The sequence below is a fragment of the Streptomyces hilarionis genome (assembly GCF_024539675.1).
Lineage (GTDB): Bacteria > Actinomycetota > Actinomycetes > Streptomycetales > Streptomycetaceae > Streptomyces > Streptomyces hilarionis.
In genome coordinates this window covers 1-19,379 of sequence record NZ_JAHHIT010000171.1, presented here as the reverse complement: position 1 = coordinate 19,379, position 19,379 = coordinate 1, and the positions used below count along the sequence as shown (strand labels likewise).

The 19,379-nt window shown below is 73.6% G+C and carries 21 protein-coding genes; 12 read left to right on the top strand and 9 right to left on the bottom strand.

Annotated features, from left to right (window positions below):
* Positions 1–841, bottom strand: an 841-nt coding sequence (locus tag KMS84_RS32150) for an AfsR/SARP family transcriptional regulator (RefSeq protein WP_438819007.1), incomplete at its 3' end; no start/stop codon positions are given.
* Between the two features lie 177 nt (positions 842–1,018).
* Between KMS84_RS32150 and KMS84_RS32145 the strand changes: the two genes are divergently transcribed.
* Positions 1,019–1,819, top strand: a complete 801-nt coding sequence (locus KMS84_RS32145; protein WP_256920016.1) for a site-2 protease family protein — start codon at positions 1,019–1,021, stop codon at positions 1,817–1,819.
* Between the two features lie 5 nt (positions 1,820–1,824).
* Here KMS84_RS32145 and KMS84_RS32140 read toward each other — a convergent pair whose 3' ends face one another.
* Together KMS84_RS32140 and npdG are read right to left on the bottom strand one after the other, a co-directional pair.
* Positions 1,825–2,040 carry a hypothetical protein gene (locus KMS84_RS32140; RefSeq protein ID WP_256920015.1) on the bottom strand — a complete coding sequence of 72 codons (216 nt, stop codon included), beginning with the start codon at positions 2,038–2,040 and terminating at the stop codon, positions 1,825–1,827.
* A 55-nt stretch (positions 2,041–2,095) separates the two neighbouring features.
* Positions 2,096–2,824: an NADPH-dependent F420 reductase gene (gene npdG / locus KMS84_RS32135; RefSeq protein ID WP_256920014.1), complete on the bottom strand. Its 729-nt coding sequence runs from the start codon at positions 2,822–2,824 to the stop codon at positions 2,096–2,098.
* Positions 2,825–2,927: 103 nt separating this feature from the next.
* On the opposite strand from npdG, the gene KMS84_RS32130 reads away from it, so the two are divergent.
* A complete protein-coding gene (locus tag KMS84_RS32130) occupies positions 2,928–3,524 on the top strand; it encodes a hypothetical protein (RefSeq protein WP_256920013.1) in 597 nt (198 codons plus the stop codon).
* Positions 3,525–3,586: 62 nt separating this feature from the next.
* Positions 3,587–4,918: an MFS transporter gene (locus KMS84_RS32125; RefSeq protein ID WP_256920012.1), complete on the top strand. Its 1,332-nt coding sequence runs from the start codon at positions 3,587–3,589 to the stop codon at positions 4,916–4,918.
* A gap of 12 nt (positions 4,919–4,930) precedes the next feature.
* Here KMS84_RS32125 and KMS84_RS32120 read toward each other — a convergent pair whose 3' ends face one another.
* On the bottom strand, positions 4,931–5,173 hold the full coding sequence (locus KMS84_RS32120; RefSeq protein ID WP_256920011.1) for a hypothetical protein: 243 nt from the start codon (positions 5,171–5,173) through the stop codon (positions 4,931–4,933).
* Positions 5,174–5,230: 57 nt separating this feature from the next.
* Here KMS84_RS32120 and map point away from each other — a divergent pair, with 57 nt between their 5' ends.
* A complete protein-coding gene (map, locus tag KMS84_RS32115) occupies positions 5,231–6,088 on the top strand; it encodes a type I methionyl aminopeptidase (protein ID WP_256920010.1) in 858 nt (285 codons plus the stop codon).
* Positions 6,089–6,188: 100 nt separating this feature from the next.
* Here the strand turns inward: map and KMS84_RS32110 are convergent, their stop codons facing one another.
* Together KMS84_RS32110 and KMS84_RS32105 are read right to left on the bottom strand one after the other, a co-directional pair.
* On the bottom strand, positions 6,189–6,392 hold the full coding sequence (locus KMS84_RS32110; RefSeq protein WP_256920009.1) for a hypothetical protein: 204 nt from the start codon (positions 6,390–6,392) through the stop codon (positions 6,189–6,191).
* A gap of 105 nt (positions 6,393–6,497) precedes the next feature.
* Positions 6,498–7,142, bottom strand: coding sequence for a PhzF family phenazine biosynthesis protein (locus KMS84_RS32105; RefSeq protein ID WP_256920008.1), 645 nt, complete (start codon positions 7,140–7,142; stop codon positions 6,498–6,500).
* Between the two features lie 281 nt (positions 7,143–7,423).
* On the opposite strand from KMS84_RS32105, the gene efeO reads away from it, so the two are divergent.
* Genes efeO through KMS84_RS32085 form a run of 4 tightly spaced genes read left to right on the top strand, consistent with a single transcriptional unit; the run spans position 7,424 to position 11,701 of the window.
* Entirely contained in the window at positions 7,424–8,563 is a 1,140-nt protein-coding gene (efeO, locus tag KMS84_RS32100; RefSeq protein ID WP_256920007.1) for an iron uptake system protein EfeO, read from the top strand.
* A 17-nt stretch (positions 8,564–8,580) separates the two neighbouring features.
* Positions 8,581–9,843 carry an iron uptake transporter deferrochelatase/peroxidase subunit gene (gene efeB, locus KMS84_RS32095; protein ID WP_256920006.1) on the top strand — a complete coding sequence of 421 codons (1,263 nt, stop codon included), beginning with the start codon at positions 8,581–8,583 and terminating at the stop codon, positions 9,841–9,843.
* Between the two features lie 3 nt (positions 9,844–9,846).
* Positions 9,847–10,740: an iron uptake transporter permease EfeU gene (efeU, locus tag KMS84_RS32090; RefSeq protein ID WP_256920004.1), complete on the top strand. Its 894-nt coding sequence runs from the start codon at positions 9,847–9,849 to the stop codon at positions 10,738–10,740.
* Positions 10,679–11,701, top strand: coding sequence for an SCO2278 family lipoprotein (locus tag KMS84_RS32085; RefSeq protein ID WP_256920003.1), 1,023 nt, complete (start codon positions 10,679–10,681; stop codon positions 11,699–11,701). Before efeU ends, KMS84_RS32085 begins: the two co-directional genes overlap by 62 nt.
* Positions 11,702–11,755: 54 nt before the next feature.
* Here the strand turns inward: KMS84_RS32085 and KMS84_RS32080 are convergent, their stop codons facing one another.
* The 3 genes from KMS84_RS32080 to KMS84_RS32070 form a co-directional block, all read right to left on the bottom strand.
* Positions 11,756–12,493 carry a bifunctional DNA primase/polymerase gene (locus KMS84_RS32080; RefSeq protein ID WP_256920002.1) on the bottom strand — a complete coding sequence of 246 codons (738 nt, stop codon included), beginning with the start codon at positions 12,491–12,493 and terminating at the stop codon, positions 11,756–11,758.
* A gap of 138 nt (positions 12,494–12,631) precedes the next feature.
* Positions 12,632–13,264 (bottom strand): TetR/AcrR family transcriptional regulator, encoded by a 633-nt coding sequence (locus KMS84_RS32075; RefSeq protein ID WP_256920001.1) that lies wholly within the window; start codon positions 13,262–13,264, stop codon positions 12,632–12,634.
* A gap of 174 nt (positions 13,265–13,438) precedes the next feature.
* Positions 13,439–14,440: a Gfo/Idh/MocA family protein gene (locus tag KMS84_RS32070; RefSeq protein WP_256919999.1), complete on the bottom strand. Its 1,002-nt coding sequence runs from the start codon at positions 14,438–14,440 to the stop codon at positions 13,439–13,441.
* An 87-nt stretch (positions 14,441–14,527) separates the two neighbouring features.
* Between KMS84_RS32070 and KMS84_RS32065 the strand changes: the two genes are divergently transcribed.
* From KMS84_RS32065 to KMS84_RS32050, 4 genes are all read left to right on the top strand, one after another.
* Entirely contained in the window at positions 14,528–15,841 is a 1,314-nt protein-coding gene (locus tag KMS84_RS32065) for a multidrug effflux MFS transporter (RefSeq protein ID WP_256919998.1), read from the top strand.
* Complete coding sequence (locus tag KMS84_RS32060; protein ID WP_438819008.1) at positions 15,772–16,962, top strand: serine hydrolase domain-containing protein; 1,191 nt, start codon at positions 15,772–15,774, stop codon at positions 16,960–16,962. The genes KMS84_RS32065 and KMS84_RS32060 overlap by 70 nt, the downstream gene beginning before the upstream one ends.
* 163 nt (positions 16,963–17,125) lie before the next feature.
* Positions 17,126–18,112: a small ribosomal subunit Rsm22 family protein gene (locus KMS84_RS32055; RefSeq protein WP_256919997.1), complete on the top strand. Its 987-nt coding sequence runs from the start codon at positions 17,126–17,128 to the stop codon at positions 18,110–18,112.
* Positions 18,113–18,248: 136 nt separating this feature from the next.
* A complete protein-coding gene (locus KMS84_RS32050; protein ID WP_256919996.1) occupies positions 18,249–19,004 on the top strand; it encodes an SDR family oxidoreductase in 756 nt (251 codons plus the stop codon).
* The last annotated feature ends 375 nt before the right edge of the window (positions 19,005–19,379 follow it).

Here is a 19,379-nt window from a genome sequence, read left to right as displayed (position 1 = left end):
TCGCCCTCGGCCACGCCGGGCAGTCGCTGCCCGAGCTCACCGCCCTGTGCGACGCCCACCCGCTGAACGAGCCGCTCCAGGCGCTGCGGCTGCGCGCGCTGCGCGACGCGGGCCGCGGGGCGAGCAGTTCGGCGTGCAGGGTGCGCAGGTCGGGGCCGGGGTCGGCGCCGAGGCGGTCCGCCAGCAGCCGGCGCACCTCGTCGTAGGCGGCCAGCGCCTCGGCGGCGCGGCCCGCGTCGCGCAGCGCGCGCAGCCGCAGCGCCTGGAGCGGCTCGTCCAGCGGGTGGGCGTCGCACAGGGCGGTGAGCTCGGGCAGCGACTGCCCGGCGTGGCCGAGGGCGAGGGCGGCGCCGTGCCGGGCGCGCGTCGCGTCCAGGCGGCGGGCCTCCCAGCGGGCCGCCTCGGCGGCGCGGTCGGGCAGGTCGGCGAGGGCCGGGCCGTGCCACAGCGCGAGAGCGTCGTCGAGCAGGGCGGCCGCCTTGGCGGGATCGCCGTCGGCCAGGGCGCGCGTCCCGTCGCCGGTCAGCCGCTCGAAACGGTGCAGGTCGACGTCGTCGGGGCCGGCCGCCAGCCGGTAGCCGCCCTCGGCGGAGCGGACGGCGTCCGGCCCGAGGGCCTTGCGCAGCCGGCCGACGAGCGCCTGCAACGCGCCCGGCGCGTCGGCGGGCGGGGCCCCGGCCCACACCTCCTCCGTCAGCAGCCCCGCCGGGACGGTCCGCCCGGCCCGCAGCGCCAGCACGGTGAGCAGGGCGCGCAGCCGCGCCCCGCCGACGGCGACGGTGGTCCCGTCGGGGCGGAGTGCCTGGGTGGTGCCGAGGATGCGGTAGCGCACGGGGTTCATTGTCCCCGGCGCGGTCTGCGGCGGTCACGGGGTTCGCCGGAGTGGCGGCGGACGCGTGCGCCGGCCCCCGTGAACCGCCCGCTCCGCGCGGAATCCGGGGCCCGGCATGAGACGTTTCCCCGGTGTGCCCGGTACGGTCGGGCCGTTCCACACGTGCGTACGACCCCAGGGGGACCCATGACGACCGCCACCACCCGCCACGGCGACCGGAGGATCAGTCCGGTCTTCGTCGGCATCCTGGCCGTCACGGCGGTCACCGGCTGGGCGACCTGGGCGGGCTTCGCCGAGCAGCCCGGCGTCGCGGTGTTCCTGTTCGTCACGGCGGCCTGGATCGTGTCCCTGTGCCTGCACGAGTACGCGCACGCGCGGACCGCCCTGCACAGCGGGGACATCTCGGTGGGCGCGAAGGGCTATCTCACCCTCAACCCGCTCAAGTACACGCACGCCCTGCTCAGCATCGTGCTGCCGGTGCTGTTCGTGATCATGGGCGGCATCGGTCTGCCGGGCGGCGCGGTGTTCATCGAGCGCGACCGGATCCGGGGCCGGTGGCGGCACAGCCTGATCTCGGCGGCGGGGCCGCTGACGAACGTGCTGTTCGCGGTGGTGTGCACGGCCCCGTTCTGGCTGCACGCGCTGGACGGGGTGCCGGCCGACTTCCGCTTCGCCCTCGGCTTCCTCGCCCTGCTCCAGGTGACGGCGGCGATCCTGAACTTCCTGCCGGTGCCGGGTCTGGACGGCTACGGGGTCATCGAGCCCTGGCTGTCGTACAACGTGAAGCGGCAGGTCGAACCGTTCGCGCCGTTCGGCCTGCTGTTCGTGTTCGCCCTGCTGTGGGTGCCGTCGGTGAACGGCGCCTTCTTCGACGTGGTCGACGCGCTGCTGCGCGGCCTCGGCATCAGCGACCTGGACACGTACTGCGGTCAGTCGCTCTACCGCTTCTGGCAGGGCACGAACGAGTTCTGCTCGGTCGGCCGCTGATCCGGTCAGCCGGCGGCGCGCGTCCGGTCCCCGCGCGCCTTGTCCCGCTTCAGGTAGTACCAGGTCATGTTGGACGACAGGCCCGCGAGCAGCACCCACACGATGCCCAGGTAGCTGCCCCGGACGAAGGAGACGACCGCCGCGGCCACGGCGAGGACGCAGACGACGAGGCTGTAGAGGGCGAGTCGCCGGGTCGGGCTGGGCGGGGGCACGGCGGGCATGACGGTCGGCTCCTGTCGGGGGACACTGCTTCGGCGTCCAGTGTCCCCCATCCGCTCAGACGTCGGTGACGCGCAGCCCGGCGTGGGCCTTGTAGCGGCGGTTGACCGAGATCAGGTTGGCGACCAGGGACTCCACCTGGTGGGCGTTGCGCAGCCGGCCCGCGAAGACGCCGCGCATGCCGGGGATGCGGCCGGCCAGCGCCTGCACGATCTCGACGTCGGCCCGCTCCTCGCCCAGCACCATCACGTCGGTGTCGATCTCGTCGATCTGCGGGTCCTGGAGCAGGACGGCCGACAGGTGGTGGAAGGCGGCGGCGACGCGCGAGTCCGGCAGCAGGGCCGCGGCCTGCTCCGCCGCGCTGCCCTCCTGCGGCTTGAGGGCGTACGCGCCCTTCTTGTCGAAGCCGAGCGGGTTGACGCAGTCGACGACGAGCTTGCCGGCCAGCTCCTCGCGCAGCGACTCCAGCGTCTTGCCGTGCCCGTCCCACGGGACGGCGACGATCACGATGTCGCTGCGGCGCGCGGTCTCGGCGTTGTCGGCGCCCTCGACGCCGTGTCCGAGCTCCTCGGCGGCGGCCAGGGCGCGGTCGGCGGCGCGCGAGCCGATGATCACCTTCTGGCCGGCCTTGGCGAGGCGGTAGGCGAGGCCCTTGCCCTGCGGGCCGGTGCCGCCGAGCACGCCGACGACCAGGCCGGACACGTCCGGAAGGTCCCAGGGGTCCTTGGCGGGGGCCTTCGCCGAAGCGTTTCCGGGAGTGGGGTGGGCACTGTCGGTAGAGGTCATGGGCCGACTTTACGTGGGCGCGTCGGGCGGCCCTTCCCCATGTCGGGTGAACGGGCGGCGAACCCGGTGCCGGGGGCGTCCGGGTGCGGCAGCATGCGGGCGCATGGACGCCGTACGGGTCGCGCTGCTGCGCGAGGTGCTCGCGGGGACCGAGTGGCTCGGGGCCACCCGGAGGTTCGCCGGGGTGCTGCGGGGATCGGTCGTGTCGCACGGGGGCGGCCTGCTGCTGGCGGGCACGGCGGAGTACGAGCCCTGGCATCTCGCGGCGCACCTGGTGGACGAGGCGGCCTGGTCGGGCACTCCGGAGCTGGCGCCGACGCTGGTGCGCCACGACCCGCGTCCCGGCGACCCGGCGCATCTCGCGGTGGGCCCGGGCCGCATCGAGGCGGCGCGGCGGGGAGAGACGCTGCTGGTGGCGTCGCCGTCGGCGGACGCGCCGCTACTCGAACGGGTGGCGGACGCCCGCCGGGCGGGGGTCACCGTGCTCGCCCTCGGTCCCGTGGAGGCGGACCTGACGGCGCTGGCGCACGAGACGCTGGCGGTGCCGGACGGCTCCGAGCTGGACCTGGACACCGTGCAGCACCTGGTGAGCGCGGCGGCCGGCGAGACGCTTCCGCCGCCGCGGGGCCGCCGCCGCCTGGCCGACCGCCTCTCCCGCCTCGCCGAGCGCCTGACGGCGCCGCCGCCTGCGCCCTGGTGAGGCGCGCGGCCGCCGGAAAAGCGGTTGTCCGCGCCGGTGGGGGCGGCCGACCATGACCTCTCGTGACCGACTCCGACGCCTGCACCGCTCCCCCGCCGCCGCGCACCCCTTCGGGCCTGCGGCGGCTGCTCCCGGACCTCGCCCCGTGGCGGGCCTCGCGGGACTTCCGGCGGCTGTGGGTGGCGGGCACGGTGTCGACGTTCGGCAGCTTCCTCACCTTCGTCGCGCTGCCGGTGCAGGTGAAGGAGCTGACGGGGTCGGCCGCCGCCGTCGGGGCGATCGGCGCGGTGGAGCTGGTGCCGCTCGTGGTGTTCGGGCTGTACGGCGGCGCCCTGGCGGACGCGTGGGACAAGCGCGGGCTCATTCTGTGGACGGAGGCCGGGCAGGGTGTGCTGAGCGCGGTGCTGCTGGTCAACGCGGTGTTGCCCGGCCCCGCGGTGTGGCCCCTGTATCTGGTGGCCGCGCTGTCCTCGGCGCTGGTCTCCGTGCAGCGGCCCGCGCTGGACTCGTTGTGGCCGCGGATCGTGGCCCATGAACACCTGCCGGCGGCCGCCTCGCTGAACGCCCTGCGGTGGACCGTGGGCGGGGTGGCGGGCCCGGCCCTCGCGGGCGTCGTCGTCGCCTACGCGGGGCTGGGCTGGGCCTACGCCGCCGACCTGCTGACCTTCGTCGTCTCGCTGGCGCTCGTCGTGCGCATCGCGGCCTCCCCGGCCGCCCGTGAGGCCGCGAAGCCCTCCCTGCGGGCGATCGCCGAGGGGGCCCGGTACGCCTGGAGCCGCAAGGAGCTGCTCGGCACGTACGCCGTCGACCTGGCCGCGATGTTCCTCGCGATGCCGCTCGCCGTGCTGCCGTTCCTCGCGGACGAGCTGGACGCCCGGTGGTCGCTCGGCCTGATGTACGCGTCGGCGCCGGCCGGGGCGCTGGTGGTGAGCCTGACCGGCGGCTGGACGGCGCGGGTGCACCGGCACGGGCGGATGGTGGTGCTGTCGGCGGCCCTGTGGGGCGGGGCGATCACCGCGGCGGGGCTCGTCGGGAACGTCTGGCTGGTGCTGCTCTGCCTGGCGCTGGCGGGCGGCTTCGACATGGTCAGCGGCGTCTTCCGCGGGATCATGTGGAACCAGACGATCCCGGACGAGCTGCGCGGGCGGCTCGCCGGGATCGAGTTGTTGTCCTATTCGGTGGGGCCGACGGTCGGCCAGGTGCGCAGCGGAGGCTTCGCGGCCTGGCTGGGGGTGCGCACGTCGGTCTGGTCGGGCGGGGCGCTGTGCGTGGGCGCGGTCGGGGTGCTGGCGCTGTGCCTGCCGGGGCTGATGCGGTACGACGCGCGCACGGACGAGCACGCGGCGCGGGTGCGGGCCCGGCGGTCGGCGGCCGCGCCCGCCCTGGAGGGCTGACCGCCGGGCCGGTCAGTCCTCGTCGCCCGCGCTCGTGGCGCCGCCCGTGGGGGCGTCGTGCCACTTGGGGTCGTTCTCCCACTGGAGGTTGCGTTCGCGGGCGCTCTCCATGGCGTGCTCGGCCTCCGTACGGGTGGTGTACGGGCCGAACCGGTCCTTGGCCGGGCACTCGGGCCCTTCCTCGACCTTCTTGTGCTCCAGGCAGTAGTACCACTCGCCCGGCTTCCCGGCGGTCCGCTTCTTGAACAGGGACATGACGGCTCCTCTCGCCATCGTCATGTTCCCCCATGGCCGCTCGTTAGACTCACCGGCATGTCTGGCCAGTCGCTGCTCGTTCCGGGGGAGCTGTCCCCCATCCGTTCCGTGCCCGGAAACATCCGCCGCCCCGAGTACGTGGGCAAGCCGGCTCCGACGCCCTACACCGGTCCGGAGGTGCAGACGCCCGAGACGATCGAGGCGATGCGCCGGGCCGGCCGGATCGCCGCGCAGGCGATGGCGGAGGCCGCGAAGCTGATCTCGCCGGGGGTCACCACCGACGAGCTGGACCGGGTGGCGCACGCGTACATGTGCGACCACGGCGCCTACCCGTCGACGCTGGGCTACCGCGGCTTCCCGAAGTCGCTGTGCACGAGCGTCAACGAGGTCATCTGCCACGGCATCCCGGACTCGACGGTCCTGCGGGACGGCGACATCGTCAACCTGGACGTGACGGCGTACATCGGCGGGGTGCACGGCGACAACAACGCGACCTACCTGGTCGGTGACGTCGACGAGGAGTCGCGGCTGCTGGTGGAGCGGACCCGGGAGTCCCTGGAGCGGGCGATCAAGGCGGTCCGGCCCGGCCGGCAGATCAACGTCATCGGCCGGGTCATCGAGTCGTACGCCAAGCGGTTCGGGTACGGGGTGGTGCGGGACTTCACCGGGCACGGCATCAACTCGTCGTTCCACTCGGGGCTGATCATCCCGCACTACGACAGCCCGCACGCGACGACGGTCATGCAGCCGGGGATGACGTTCACCATCGAGCCGATGCTGACGCTCGGCACGCACGACTACGACATGTGGGACGACGGCTGGACCGTGGTGACCAAGGACCGCCGGCGCACGGCCCAGTTCGAGCACACCCTGGTGGTGACGGAGAGCGGCGCGGAGATCCTCACCCTGCCGTGACGCGTGCGCGACGAAGGCCCGCTCTCCCGGGAGAGCGGGCCTTCGTCGCGCACGGGCCGGGCCCCCCGCTTCACCGCGAGGGGCCCGGCGCCGGATCGGATCAGAACCGGTCGCAGTGCTTGCCGGCCCAGAAGATGTCCGCCGACACCGTGTCGACGGCGCCGATGTACGGGCTGCAGACACCCTCGTCCCCGCCGAAGTGGTGGTGCTGGCGGGGGCCCTCGTCGGCGGTGGCGGTCGTGGCGCCGGCGGCGGCGAGAGCGATGCCCAGGACGGTCGCGGCCAGGACTGAACGGATACGCATGGTGTTCCTCTCACGGGGCGAGTGGTCACGCCCAGAGGTCCCCGCTCCCCTCCCGCCGCACACACCACTCCACCCGTACGGACCCCAGGGCCTAGCCCGGAGGGCTCAGCGCTCCAGGAAGACCCGGCCGCCGATCTCGACCCAGCCGTGCGGTTGCGGGGCCGTCAGGATCTGGGAGCCCGCGCCCTGCGTGATGTTCAGGGCGCGTCCGAGCCGGTCGGTGAGCAGGAGGGCCGCCGCGCCGGTGGCCTCGTCCTCGTCGACGCCGTCGTCACGGCCCGGGAAGGCGCGGGCGCGGATCCGGCCGGCGGGCTCGTCCTCCCAGGCCCAGGCGTAGACCCATTCGCCCTTGGGCGGCACGGGGAGGTCGTCGACCTCGGCGGCCGTCGCGTACTGGCGCAGGGTGCGCGGCGGGGCCCATTCGGCGCGCGCCTCGATCCAGGTGAACTCGCCGTCGAGGCGGGTGCCCACGACGCCGGCCGGGGTGACGAGCTCGGGCACGTCGAGCAGCCAGGCGACGCCCACGCACGGATGTCCGGCGAAGGGCAGCCGGAGGCTGGGGGTGAAGATGTCGATGACCCCGCGCTCGGGGTCGTCGACGAACACCGTCTCGCTGAAGCCGAGTTTCGCCGCGAGGTCCTGGCGGTCCTCGCGGTCGGGAAGCACCGAGCCTTCGCGGACCACGCCCAGTTCGTTCCCGTAGCCGCCGTTCGGCGCGCAGAAGACGCGGAGCACGTCGTAATCAGTCACCGGGGAATTGAAGCACCGTCCGGGCGCCGCTTCCGTCCGGGACGGCTGGTCCGGCCGTGCGGCGGGCGCGCCGGGAAAAGCGGAATCTTTGAATCTCCTTTGACTTGTCATTGACGTCCGCTTTGGCATGCCGTGATCCGCTCGTGCTCTTACAGCGTCTATGAGAGGTGAATCACGGCCTCGACGGGTATTACGCAGGTAAGCCTTGGATAAGTTAGGCGAGCCTCACCAATCCGCGTGAGCCCTGTCACGCGATTTTTCAGCCACCGCTGGGAGCCCGAATGCGAGCCGCCAGACTGTCCGTCGTCACCGCCGTAGCCGCCGTCACGGCTCTGACCGCCGTCACCGGCTGCACCTCCAAGAGCGACGCGAAGGACGGCGACCGGGTCATCGGCGTGACCGCCACCGACTCCACGTGCGAGACCTCCAAGAAGGAGATCGCCGCCGGACACGTCGAGCTCGCCGTCGAGAACAAGGGCTCCAAGGTCACCGAGGTCTACCTGCTCTTCCCCGACGACCGGATCGTCAGCGAGCGGGAGAACATCGGCCCCGGCACCAAGCAGCGCGTCACCGCCGAGGTGAAGGCCGGCGAGTACCGCATCGCCTGCAAGCCGGGCATGAAGGGCGACGGCATCCGCCAGACCCTCAAGGTCACCGGCGGCTCCGTCACCAAGCGCGACCCCCGCCTGGACAAGGCCGTGGCCGACTACCGCTCCTACGCGCAGACGCAGGCCGACGAGACGCTGCCCAAGGTCGCGACCTTCGTGAAGGCGATCAAGGACGGCGACCTGGAGGCCGCGAAGAAGGCCTACGCGCCCTCGCGCATCGGCTGGGAGCGCACCGAGCCGGTCGCCGAGTCCTTCGGCGACATCGACCCGCTGGTCGACGTGCGCGCCGACGGCCTGGAGAGCGGCCAGAAGTGGACCGGCTGGCACCGGCTGGAGAAGGCTCTCTGGCAGGACAAGAAGATCGGCGCCGAGGAGAAGACCCTCGCCGACCAGCTCGTCACCGACCTCACCGACTGGCAGAAGCGGGTCGGCAAGGCCGTGATCACCCCGACCTCCATGGCCAACGGCGCCAAGGAACTCCTCGACGAGGTCGCCACCGGCAAGGTCACCGGCGAGGAGGAGCGCTACTCGCACACCGACCTGGTTGACTTCAAGGCCAACGTCGAGGGCGCGCAGCAGTCCTACAAGCTGCTCGAGCCGGTCGCCAAGGAGAACGACGCGGCCCTGGTCACCGAGCTGGACAAGCAGTTCGCGGCGCTCGACGCGCTGCTGGACAAGTACCGCCCGAACGCGACGTCGTACGAGTTCACCTCCTACGACAAGGTCGGCGCCGCCGGCCGCAAGGAGCTGTCGGACGCGGTCAACGCGCTCGCCGAGCCCTTGTCCAAGCTCGCCGCCGCCGTCGCCAAGTAACCGAGGGGCATCAGAACATGACGGAGTCGGAGACCAGGGCCAGCAGTCCGTCGCGGCGGTCGCTGATCGGCTGGGGCGGGGCCGGGCTCGCGCTCGGCGCCGCCGCGGCCGGCGGCGCGGTCGCGATGACCCGCACCGGCAACGACGTCGACCCGGCCGGCGCCGACACGGGCGGCGCCGTCGAGTTCCACGGCGCGAACCAGGCGGGCATCGCCACGCCCGTGCAGGACCGGCTGCACTTCGCCGCGTTCGACGTGACGACCACGGACCGCGCCGAGTTCGTCCAGCTGCTGAAGGACTGGACGCAGGCGGCCCGCCGGATGACGGCCGGGAAGGCGGTCGGCGACGGCGCCTTCGGCGGTCTCCCGGAGGCCCCGCCGGACGACACCGGCGAGGCGCTGGGGCTCAAGCCGTCCCGGCTGACCCTGACGGTCGGGTTCGGGCCCTCGCTGTTCAAGAAGTTCGACCTCGCCGACCGGCGGCCCGACGCGCTCGTCGACCTGCCCACGTTCGCCGGGGACGCCCTGGACCCGGCCCGCAGCAACGGCGACCTGTGCGTGCAGGCGTGCGCCGACGACCCGCAGGTCGCCGTGCACGCCATCCGCAACCTGGCCCGCATCGGCATGGGCAAGGTCGTCATCCGCTGGTCGCAGCTGGGCTTCGGCAAGACCTCCTCCACCACGCCCGACGCGCAGACCCCCCGCAACCTGATGGGCTTCAAGGACGGCACGCGCAACATCGCCGGCACGGAGACGGACCGGCTGAAGAAGTTCGTGTGGGTCGGCGACAAGGACGTCGACGCGAAGTCGTCCTGGATGGTGGGCGGTTCCTATCTCGTCGCCCGCCGCATCCGCATGCACATCGAGACCTGGGACCGCACCCCCTTGCAGGAGCAGGAGGACATCTTCGGCCGTGACAAGGGCGAGGGCGCTCCGGTGGGCAAGGCCAAGGAGCGCGACGAGCCGTTCCTGAAGGCGATGAAGCCCGACGCGCACGTGCGGCTCGCGCACCCCGACGCCAACCACGGGTCGACGATCCTGCGCCGCGGCTACTCCTTCACCGACGGCACCGACGGTCTGGGGCGGCTGGAGGCGGGGCTGTTCTTCCTCGCCTACATGCGCGACGTGGGCAACGGGTTCGTCCGCATCCAGCGCAACCTCGCCACCGACGCGCTCAACGAGTACATCCAGCATGTGGGTTCGGCCGTCTTCGCCGTCCCGCCGGGCGTCCGCGACAAGGACGACTGGTGGGGCCGGACGCTGTTCTCCGAGGAGGCGTAGCCCGTGTTCTCCAACTACCTGATCGGACTGCGCGAGGGCCTGGAGGCCTCCCTCGTCGTCTGCATCCTCATCGCCTACCTGGTGAAGACCGGCCGCCGCGACGCGCTGAAGCCGGTGTGGACCGGCATCGCCATCGCGGTGGTCATCGCGATGGGCTTCGGCTGCGTCCTCGAATTCGGTTCGCAGGAGCTGACGTTCAAGGCGCAGGAGGCGCTCGGCGGCTCCCTGTCGATCGTCGCGGTCGCGCTGGTGACGTGGATGGTGTTCTGGATGCGGCGCACCGCCCGGCACCTGAAGTCGGAGCTGCACGACAAGCTGGACGCCGCCCTCGCGATCGGCACCGGCGCGCTGGTGGCCACCGCGTTCCTCGCGGTCGGCCGGGAGGGCCTGGAGACGGCCCTGTTCGTGTGGACGTCGGTGCACGCGGCCGGCGACGGCACCCCGCGCCCGCTGATCGGCGCGGCTCTGGGTCTGGCGACGGCCGTCCTGCTGGGCTGGCTGTTCTACCGCGGGGCGCTGCGGATCAACCTGGCGAAGTTCTTCACCTGGACGGGCGGCATGCTCGTCGTGGTGGCCGCGGGCGTGCTGGCGTACGGCGTCCACGACCTCCAGGAGGCCGACTGGATCGCGGGCCTGACGGACAAGGCGTTCGACATCAGCGACACGATCCCGCCGGACAGCTGGTACGGCACGCTGCTGAAGGGCGTGTTCAACTTCCAGCCCGATCCGACGGTTCTCCAGGTCACGGTGTGGCTGCTCTACCTGGTCCCGACGCTCGCGCTGTTCCTCGCCCCGGTAGGGTTCGCCTCCGGGAAGGGGAAGGTGAAGTCGCCTGATGACCAGGGAACGCAGCCTGAGGACCGGGGTTCGCAAGCGTCGACGACTCCGCGGGCGTGAGCGCTACGCCCTCGCGGCGGCCTCGCTGGTCGCCCTCTCGATGACGACGAGCGGCTGCGTGGTGGTCCACGGCGAGCGGGAAGTGCTCCCGTCGGCCACACGGGGCGAGGCCGTCAAGGCCGTGCGGCAGTTCACCGCCGCGTACAACAAGGCGGACGCGGCGTACGACAGTTCGCTGGACGCCGAGCACACCGCCGGCGCCCTCGCGGTCATCGACGCGGCGCGGCTGAAGGCCGGCCACCTCACCAGCCCGAAGGGCAACGCGCAGCACACGCCCCTGGTGTTGTCCGACGTGAAGTACACCATCCCCGAGAAGGCGGGCTGGCCGCGCTGGTTCGTCGCCGACGCCCGGGGCAACAAGGGCGGCGACGCGCGCTGGCTGCTGGTGTTCACCCGCGAGGGGCGGCAACGGCCATGGCAGGCCACGTACCTGACGCTGATGGCGCCGGGCGCGGTGCCGGCGTTCAAGAAGGACGAGGACGGGTGGGCCGAGGCCGTGCCCGCCGACACCGCCGAGCTCGCCCTGCCCCCCGCGGACCTGAGCAAGGACTACACGGCCTATCTTCAGAGCGGCCGGGGCGCCTTCGCCGACGGCGACCACACGAGCGCGCTGCGCGCCTCGCGGGCGAAGAACGCCACCAAGCCGGGCCTGGCCACGCAGTACCTCGACCAGCCGCTGACCGAGGGCGCGTACGCGCCGCTGGCGCTGCGCACCGCGGACGGCGGAGCGCTGGTCTTCTTCACCACGCACCACTTCACCAGGCAGACGGCCGCCGCGGGCGCCGCGGTCCCCACCCCGAACGCGGACGTGCGGGCGCTGACGACCGGCGAGATCAAGCAGACGCTGACGATGGAGTTCGTCGCCGCCGACGTCGCCCTGAGCCCCGCGAAGGGGACGAAGCGCGGCAAGGTGTCGGTGCTGAGCCGCCTGGAGGGTTTCACGGGCGCCAAGGGCGAGTGAGGGCGGCCTGCTCACGGCCGGTCGCGCCGCGGCCCGGGGCCGCGGGCCGCGCGGTCACCGGTGCTGCGGCCACGCCCCCGTCGGGTGTTCCTGGTCCTGGCCGGTGTGGCGGGCGCAGGCGTCGGTGAGGGTCTCCAGGAGGGTCAGCGGGTCGGGCAGCGCGTGCTCCGGGCCTCGCAGCCAGTGCACGGTCCGGTCGTCGTCGCCGGTGAGGCGGGCGGGCGGCACGAGGACGTAGGAGCCGCGGCAGTGCCAGCGCAGGCCGGGATGCTCGTCCATGGTCTCGGGGCGGCAGTCCAGCTCGCACGGCCACCACTCGTCCTCGTCCTCGGGGGTGCCGCGGGTGAGGGTGAAGAACAGCAGGCGGCCGTCGTCGCTCTCAGCCACCGGGCCGACGGAGACGCCTGCGCCGAGCAGCCGCTCCAGGGCTTCGCGGCCGGCTTCCAGGGGCACGTCGAGGACGTCGTGCGTGGTGCCGGTGGCGGTGATGAAGTTGGCCTGCGGCTGGTGCCGGGCCCAGCGTTCGACCTGGGCGCGGTCGGTCGTGGACTGCGTCTGCCAGGCGAAGGACACCGGGTGGCGGGCGGGGGTCGGACAGCCGACCCGGTCGCAGGAACAGCCGTAGCCGGGGGCCGGATGCGCGGCGGGCGCCAGCGGCAGCCCGGCTTCGGCGGCGGCCAGCAGCAGGGCCTCACGGTCGCCGCCGTCGGCGGCTTCGGTCGGGCCGCTCGGGCGCAGCCACTCCGTAAGTCTTCCCCACAGCCCGGTCCGGCCGTCGAACTCCGCGCTCATCTGTCCCCTCGCCTCGCTGGTGCGGACAGCATGCCCTATCGTCGCATCATCCGGCGCATCGGGGGGCCCTAGCCGTGAATCGGGGCAGGTGGGACGGGTGGGGCCAGAGTGGCTGATGTCGCCCCGCAGTCCCTTCGGTCACCGGGGCGCGAGGCCGTGGAGCGCGTAGTCGACCAGGGCGTCGGTGTACTCGTAGGTGATCGGGCCCGTGTACTGGAGCCAGCGCTGGGCCAGCGGGGAGATGAAGAACTCCAGGGCGATGCGCGGGTCGAGGTCGGCGCGGACCTGTCCGGCCCGCTGGGCGGAGCGCAGCCGGTCGACGTACAGCTGGATGGACGGTTCCAGCAGACGTGCCGTGAACGCGCGGCCCACCTGCTCGTTGACGACGCCCTCGGCGGCCAGCGCCCGCGAGGGAGCGTCGAAGCGGGGGTCCTTCAGCTGGTCGACAGTGGCCCGCAGGACGGCTTTGACGTCGGCGGCGAGATCGCCGGTGTCGGGGATGGCGTAGGGCTCGCGCTCGCTCCCGCCGGCCTCCCGGGCGGCCTGGTCGCCGAGGTCCAGGAACGCTTCGAGCAGCACGTCGGCCTTCGACCCCCACCAGCGGTAGATGGTCTGCTTGCCGACGCCCGCGCGGGCGGCGATGCCCTCGATCGTGGTCCTGGGGTAGCCGATCTCCGCGACCAGGGCGAGGGCCGCGTCGTAGATGGCGCGTCGGGACCGCTCGCTGCGACGGCTCGTGTCGGGGACCGGTTTGCCGGGCTGGGTGACCATGCCCCCGACGGTACCAAGGCCGTGAGACGGCCCGTCTCGCGAACGGCCCGTGTCCCGGACCGGCCCGAGTGCGGGACCGGCCCGAGTGCGGGACCGGCCCGAGTGCGGGACCGGCCCGTCGCGCGCACGGTCGTCCCGCCCACGGGCGGCCGCCCGCACGTGCGGGCCCCGCTCCTACCGGCTTTCCTGGGGGTAGCGGACGCCGATCCGTGCGCGGACCGCGTCCAGGGTCCGCATGACCGCGAGGCTCCCGTCGAGCGGGGCCAGCGGCGACTCGGTCTCGCCGGCCCGCAGCGCGCGCATGACCTCGCGCGCCTCGTGCCGGAACGTCGTACGCGGCCCGTCGGCCGGGTCGGCGGTGAACTCCTGCGGGTCGCGGCCGGCCCGGTGCAGCACCAGCCGGTCGGGGTGGAAGAAGCCGGACGGGATGTCGATGCGGCCGCGCGAGCCGGTGACGGAGGCGGTGGTGCCGGTCCCGCCGGAGATCGAGCAGTGCAGCGCGGCGAGCGCACCGGAGTCCCAGGACAGCGCCAGCGCCGTCTGGAGGTCGACGCCCTCGGCGGACAGGACGGCCTGGGCGGCGACGCCCGAGGGCTCGCCGAGCAGCAGGTGGGCGAAGGAGACGGGGTAGACGCCCAGGTCGAGGAGGGCGCCGCCGCCCTGGGCGGGGTCGCGCAGCCGGTGCGAGGGCGGGAAGGGCCCCTCGAGGCCGAAGTCGGCCTGCACGGTGCGGACCTCGCCGATCGCGCCGTCGTCGACGAGGGCCTTGAGACGGCGGATGACCGGGTTGCAGTACATCCACATCGCCTCCATGAGGAAGCGGTCGTTCCGGCGGGCCAGCGCGACGAGCTCCTCGGCCTCGCCCGCGTTCAGCGTGAACGCCTTCTCGCACAGCACGTTGCGCCCGGCCTCCAGGCACAGGCCCGCGGCGGTGCGGTGGGCGGCGTGCGGGGTGGCCACGTAGACGACATCGATGTCCTCGTCGGCGGCGAGGGCGGCCCAGTCGCCGTAGGCCCGCGGGATGCCGAACCGTTCGGCGAACGCCTTGGCGGAGACCTCGGTGCGCGAGGCGACCGCGACGACCTCGGCGTCGGGCAGGTCGATCAGGTCCGCCGTGAACGCGCCGGCTATGCCGCCGGTCGCCAGGATCCCCCACCGCACCGTGTCCGTCGTCATACCCTGCCCCGCCCTCGTGCCGTCCCGTCGGTGTGTTCGAGCTGAGAGCATAGGTGGCCGGGACGTCGCAGAGGGAGGGGCAACCGTATGCCGGAGGGTGGGGCCGTACCCGAAGCGCCGCAGGCGCTCGTCCCCGCGCCGCCACGCGAGCGGCGCACGACCGGGCTGCTCGTCACGCTGGTCCTGGGCGGGCTGACCGCCACTCCCCCGCTGTCGATGGACCTGTACCTCCCGGCGCTGCCGGAGGTGACCCGCACGCTGCACGCGCCCGCGGCGACGGTGCAGCTCACGCTCACCGCGTGCCTGGCCGGCATGGCCCTGGGCCAGCTGGTGGTCGGCCCGATGAGCGACCGGTGGGGGCGCAGGCGGCCCCTGCTCGCCGGGCTCGCGGTCTACGTCGTGGCGACCGCGCTGTGCGCCCTGGCTCCGACCGTCGAGGCGCTGGTGGCGTTCCGGCTGGTGCAGGGGCTCGCGGGCGCGGCCGGGATCGTGATCGCGCGGGCCGTCGTACGGGATCTGTACGACGGCGTGGCGATGGCCCGCTTCTTCTCCACCCTGATGCTGGTCTCCGGGGTGGCGCCGGTGGTGGCGCCGCTGATCGGCGCGCAGATCCTGCGCACGACGGACTGGCGGGGCGTGTTCGCGCTGCTCACGGCGGTGGGGCTGCTGCTGGTCGCCCTGGTGTGGTTCCGGCTCCCCGAGACGCTGCCCGCCGGCGGCCGGCACGCGGGCGGCACCGGCGAGGCCCTGCGCGCGATGCGACGGCTGCTGTCCGACCGGCGCTTCGCCGGCTTCCTGCTCACGGGCGGCTTCGCCTTCGCCGCGCTGTTCGCGTACATCTCCGCCTCGCCGTTCGTCGTGCAGGAGATCTACGGCGCCTCCCCGCAGACGTTCGGCCTGCTGTTCGGCGCGAACTCGATCGGGCTGGTGGTGGTCGGCCAGATCAACGGAAAGCTCCTGGTCGGACGGGTGCGGCTGGACCGGGTGCTGGCGGCCGGCCTGTCCACGGTGACGCTGGCCGCGACCGCGCTGCTGCTGATGACGACCGGCGTGTTCGGCGAGGTCGGGCTGGTCCCGGTGGCCGCCGCCCTGTTCGTGCTGATGTCCGCGATGGGCGTGACGCTGCCCAACGCGCAGACGCTGGCCCTGATGCGCGTGCGGCACTCGGCCGGCTCCGCCTCCGCGCTCCTGGGCACCTCCTCGTTCCTGATCGGCGCGATCGCCACCCCCCTCGTCGGGATCGCCGGGGAGCGCACCGCCGTCCCGATGGCGGTCGTCCAGGTGGCCGCCGCACTGGTGGCGCTGGCCTGCTTCGTGATTATGTGCCGTCCCTGGACGGACACGGGGGCGCAGGACGCTCGCCCCGGGCCGGGACCTTCGAGAGCGGGAGAAGAGAGCTGAGCGCACCGAGACTGCGTGTCGACACTCCGGAGCGGGCCGGGCTCGACCCCGAGGAGACGCGGCTGCTGGTCCGTGACGTCGCCGACCTCACCGCGGGCGACCGGCCCTGGGCGGCCGGCGCCGTCGTGGTCGCCGGGCGCGGCCCGGTGATCGCCGTGCAGGAGGCGGTGGGCTGGGCGGTGCGCTACTCGGCCTACGATCCGGCGGCCGACGCCGGTGTGGAGCTGCCGCTCGCCGAGCGGGTCGCGACGACCGTGGACACCCCCTTCGACCTGGCCTCCCTCACCAAGCTGTTCACCGCGGTCGCTGCGGTCCAGCAGATCGAGCGGGGCACCCTCGGCATCGACGCCCGCGTCGGGGCCTATCTCCCCGACTTCGGCGCGGTCGCCGCCCACGGCGTCACCGTCCGCCGGCTCCTGACGCACACCTCCGGGCTGCCCCCCGAGCTGCCCCTGTACGACTGCGCGGACGACGCCGAGCGCCTCGACCTGCTGCGCGCGCAGGCGCCGGTCGCCGAGCCCGGCGAGTACCTCTACTCCGACCTGAACATGCTCCTGCTCCAGCAGCTCCTGGAACGGCTGACCGGGCGCACGCTGGACGTCCTGATCCACGAGGGCATCACCCGCCCGCTGGGGATGACGTCGACCGCGTTCGGTCCCTGCCCCGGCGCGGCCGCCACCGAGGACCAGCGGCGGCCGTGGGCGAAGGCGGACCGGGGCATGCTGCGGGGCGTGGTGCACGACGAGAACGCGTGGGCGCTGGGCGGGGTGGCCGGTCACGCGGGCCTGTTCTCGACCGGCCGCGACCTGGCGGTGTTCTGCCGGACGCTGCTGGCGGGCGGCTCGTACGGTCCCGCGCGCGTCCTCGGCCCCGACTTCGTGGAACTGCTGCTGACACCGCCGGGGCTGGGCTTCGCGGTGGACCAGCCGTGGTTCATGGGCGAGCTGGCCGGCGAGGGCGCGGCCGGTCACACGGGGTTCACGGGCGCCTCGCTGGTCCTGGACCCGGCGACGGACACCTTCGTGGTGCTGCTGGCGAACACCGTGCACCCGGTGCGCAGGACGCCGGACAGCACGCCACGCGCCCTCGTGGGGACGCGGATGGCGATGGCGGTGCGCTAGCGCCCTGCCCTTCTTTTCGGACCGGGGCGCTCGGAGCCGCGGCGTCCTGCGGTGGACGCGGCCCCTGTCGGGATCCGGGAGACGGGCTCTGGGGCGTCCTGGACGGCCCCGCGCTCACGGGGGCGTGGTGGGGGCGCGGTCCGCGGCCTGAGAAAATCGGTGCGTGAACCTCTCCGCAACCGCCGTCGAGACCCTCCGTGCCGCCCTCGGAGACCTTCTCGACGGGCTGCCGCCCAAGCAGGCCGCGCAGGCCGTCGACCGGCTGATCGCCAACTACCGCGGCGCGACCCCGACCGACGCGCCGATCCTGCGCGACCGCGCGGACGTCGTCGCCTACGCCGCGTACCGCATGCCGGCGACGTTCGAGGCGGTCCGCTCCGCGCTGGAGGCGTTCGCGGACGCCGCCGCGGACTGGACGCCGGGCAGTCATGTCGACGTCGGCGGCGGAACGGGCGCGGCGACCTGGGCGGTGAGCGCGACCTGGGCGGGGAGCCGCCCGGTGACCGTCCTGGACTGGGCGGAGCCCGCCCTGGCCCTGGGCCGCGAGGTGGCCGCCGCGTACCCGCCCCTCGGGGACGTCCGCTGGCAGCGCGCCCGCGTCAACACGTCGCTGACCCTGGAGAGCGCCGACCTCGTGACCGTCTCGTACGTCCTCAACGAACTCGCCGCGCCCGACCGGGCCGCCCTCGTGGACGCGGCCGCGTCGGCCGCACAGGCCGTGGTGATCGTGGAGCCGGGGACGCCCGACGGGTACGCCCGGGTGATCGAGGCCCGCGACCGGCTGATCGCGGCGGGCTTCCGCGTCGCCGCGCCCTGTCCGCACAGTTCGGCCTGCCCGATCGTGCCCGGCTCCGACTGGTGCCACTTCTCGGCGCGGGTCAGCCGCTCCTCCCTGCACCGGCAGGTCAAGGGCGGCTCGCTGCCCTACGAGGACGAGAAGTTCAGCTATGTGGCGGCCGCCCGCTTCCCCGTCTCCCCGGCTCCCTCCCGCGTGGTGCGGCGGCCGCAGATCCGCAAGGGCCAGGTGCTCCTCGACCTGTGCGAGACCGAGGAGCGGCTGAGCCGTACGACCGTGACGAAGAGACACGGCGAGCTGTACCGGGCGGCCCGGGACGCGGACTGGGGCGACGCCTGGCCGCCGGCGTCCTGAGGGGAACGCGGCCCGGGCGGGCGACGAGACCCCGGTCGCCGGCCTCCGTCGGGCAGGAGGGGGCGACGGCCGGATGACGGACGGCGGGATTCCGCGTCGCGGACGCCCGCCGAGCCCTCCCGTACGCTGCGGGCCCATGGATGCGAAGTCGAAGATCGCGGTCGTCACGGGCGCCGGTTCCGGCATCGGCCGTGCCGTGGCCGTCGAACTGCTGCGCACGGGCTGGTCGGTGGCGCTGGCCGGGCGGCGCGCCGAGCCCCTGGAGGAGACGGCCGCGCTGGCGCCCGGGAGCCCGGGTCTCGTCGTGCGGACGGACGTCTCACGCCCCGAGGACGTGACGGCCCTGTTCGCCGCCGTGCGCGAGCGGTTCGGGCGGCTGGACCTGCTGTTCAACAACGCGGGCACGTTCGGGCCGGGAGGCGTGCCGTTCGAGGACCTCCCCTTCGACGCCTGGCGGCACGTGGTGGACACCAATCTCAACGGGGCGTTCCTGTGCGCGCAGGGCGCGTACCGGCTGATGAAGGAACAGGAGCCCCGGGGCGGACGGATCATCAACAACGGCTCGGTCTCGGCGCACGCGCCCCGGCCGCTCTCGGCGCCCTACACCGCGACGAAGCACGCGCTGACCGGTCTGACCAAGTCCCTGTCGCTGGACGGGCGGGCGCACGGGATCGCCGTCGGGCAGATCGACATCGGCAACGCGGCGACCGAGATGACGGCGCGGATGCGGGCCGGCGTGCTCCAGGCGAACGGCGAGACCGTCCCGGAGCCGGTGATGGACGTCGCCGATGTGGCGCGCACGGTGCGGCACATGGCCGAGCTGCCGCTGGAGGCGAACGTGCAGTTCGCGACGGTGCTGGCGACCGCGATGCCCTACGTGGGACGGGGCTGAGGACGCCCCCCGGCCCCGCGCGTCGGTCGACTCGTCGACCTGCACAACCGGAATTTACGGGTCCGCACCATTGCGGCAGACAGCAGACCTATGCTCAACTCTCCTACACAAGAACTCCACATGTGCAGCACGAGAGTTCCGCACGGCGGAACCGCAGGCCATGCCGAGGGGGGACGGCTGCCGCACCATCGCCCGCAGGGCGAACGCACCGCCCGGGCGGGCGCATGGTGCGGGGCGCGACGCGCCGTCATCACTCGGGCGAGGGCGCGGGCGACGACGCCTCACGGCCGCCCCTCCTGCGCAACGCGTAGGCCCCGGCCGCCCCCAGCGCCACGACCGCGCCGGCCCCGCCGAGCACATCCCAGCCGCCCGGCC

What these genes read in the sequence shown, in the direction of transcription:
- KMS84_RS32145 (WP_256920016.1), top strand. Translation starts at nt 1,019, where the DNA reads ATGACGACCGCCACCACCCGCCACGGCGACCGGAGGATCAGTCCGGTC.
- KMS84_RS32140 (WP_256920015.1), bottom strand. Translation starts at nt 2,040, where the DNA reads ATGCCCGCCGTGCCCCCGCCCAGCCCGACCCGGCGACTCGCCCTCTAC.
- npdG (WP_256920014.1), bottom strand. Translation starts at nt 2,824, where the DNA reads ATGACCTCTACCGACAGTGCCCACCCCACTCCCGGAAACGCTTCGGCG.
- KMS84_RS32130 (WP_256920013.1), top strand. Translation starts at nt 2,928, where the DNA reads ATGGACGCCGTACGGGTCGCGCTGCTGCGCGAGGTGCTCGCGGGGACC.
- KMS84_RS32120 (WP_256920011.1), bottom strand. Translation starts at nt 5,173, where the DNA reads ATGTCCCTGTTCAAGAAGCGGACCGCCGGGAAGCCGGGCGAGTGGTAC.
- map (WP_256920010.1), top strand. Translation starts at nt 5,231, where the DNA reads ATGTCTGGCCAGTCGCTGCTCGTTCCGGGGGAGCTGTCCCCCATCCGT.
- KMS84_RS32110 (WP_256920009.1), bottom strand. Translation starts at nt 6,392, where the DNA reads ATGCGTATCCGTTCAGTCCTGGCCGCGACCGTCCTGGGCATCGCTCTC.
- efeO (WP_256920007.1), top strand. Translation starts at nt 7,424, where the DNA reads ATGCGAGCCGCCAGACTGTCCGTCGTCACCGCCGTAGCCGCCGTCACG.
- efeB (WP_256920006.1), top strand. Translation starts at nt 8,581, where the DNA reads ATGACGGAGTCGGAGACCAGGGCCAGCAGTCCGTCGCGGCGGTCGCTG.
- KMS84_RS32085 (WP_256920003.1), top strand. Translation starts at nt 10,679, where the DNA reads ATGACCAGGGAACGCAGCCTGAGGACCGGGGTTCGCAAGCGTCGACGA.
- KMS84_RS32080 (WP_256920002.1), bottom strand. Translation starts at nt 12,493, where the DNA reads ATGAGCGCGGAGTTCGACGGCCGGACCGGGCTGTGGGGAAGACTTACG.
- KMS84_RS32075 (WP_256920001.1), bottom strand. Translation starts at nt 13,264, where the DNA reads ATGGTCACCCAGCCCGGCAAACCGGTCCCCGACACGAGCCGTCGCAGC.
- KMS84_RS32070 (WP_256919999.1), bottom strand. Translation starts at nt 14,440, where the DNA reads ATGACGACGGACACGGTGCGGTGGGGGATCCTGGCGACCGGCGGCATA.
- KMS84_RS32065 (WP_256919998.1), top strand. Translation starts at nt 14,528, where the DNA reads ATGCCGGAGGGTGGGGCCGTACCCGAAGCGCCGCAGGCGCTCGTCCCC.
- KMS84_RS32050 (WP_256919996.1), top strand. Translation starts at nt 18,249, where the DNA reads ATGGATGCGAAGTCGAAGATCGCGGTCGTCACGGGCGCCGGTTCCGGC.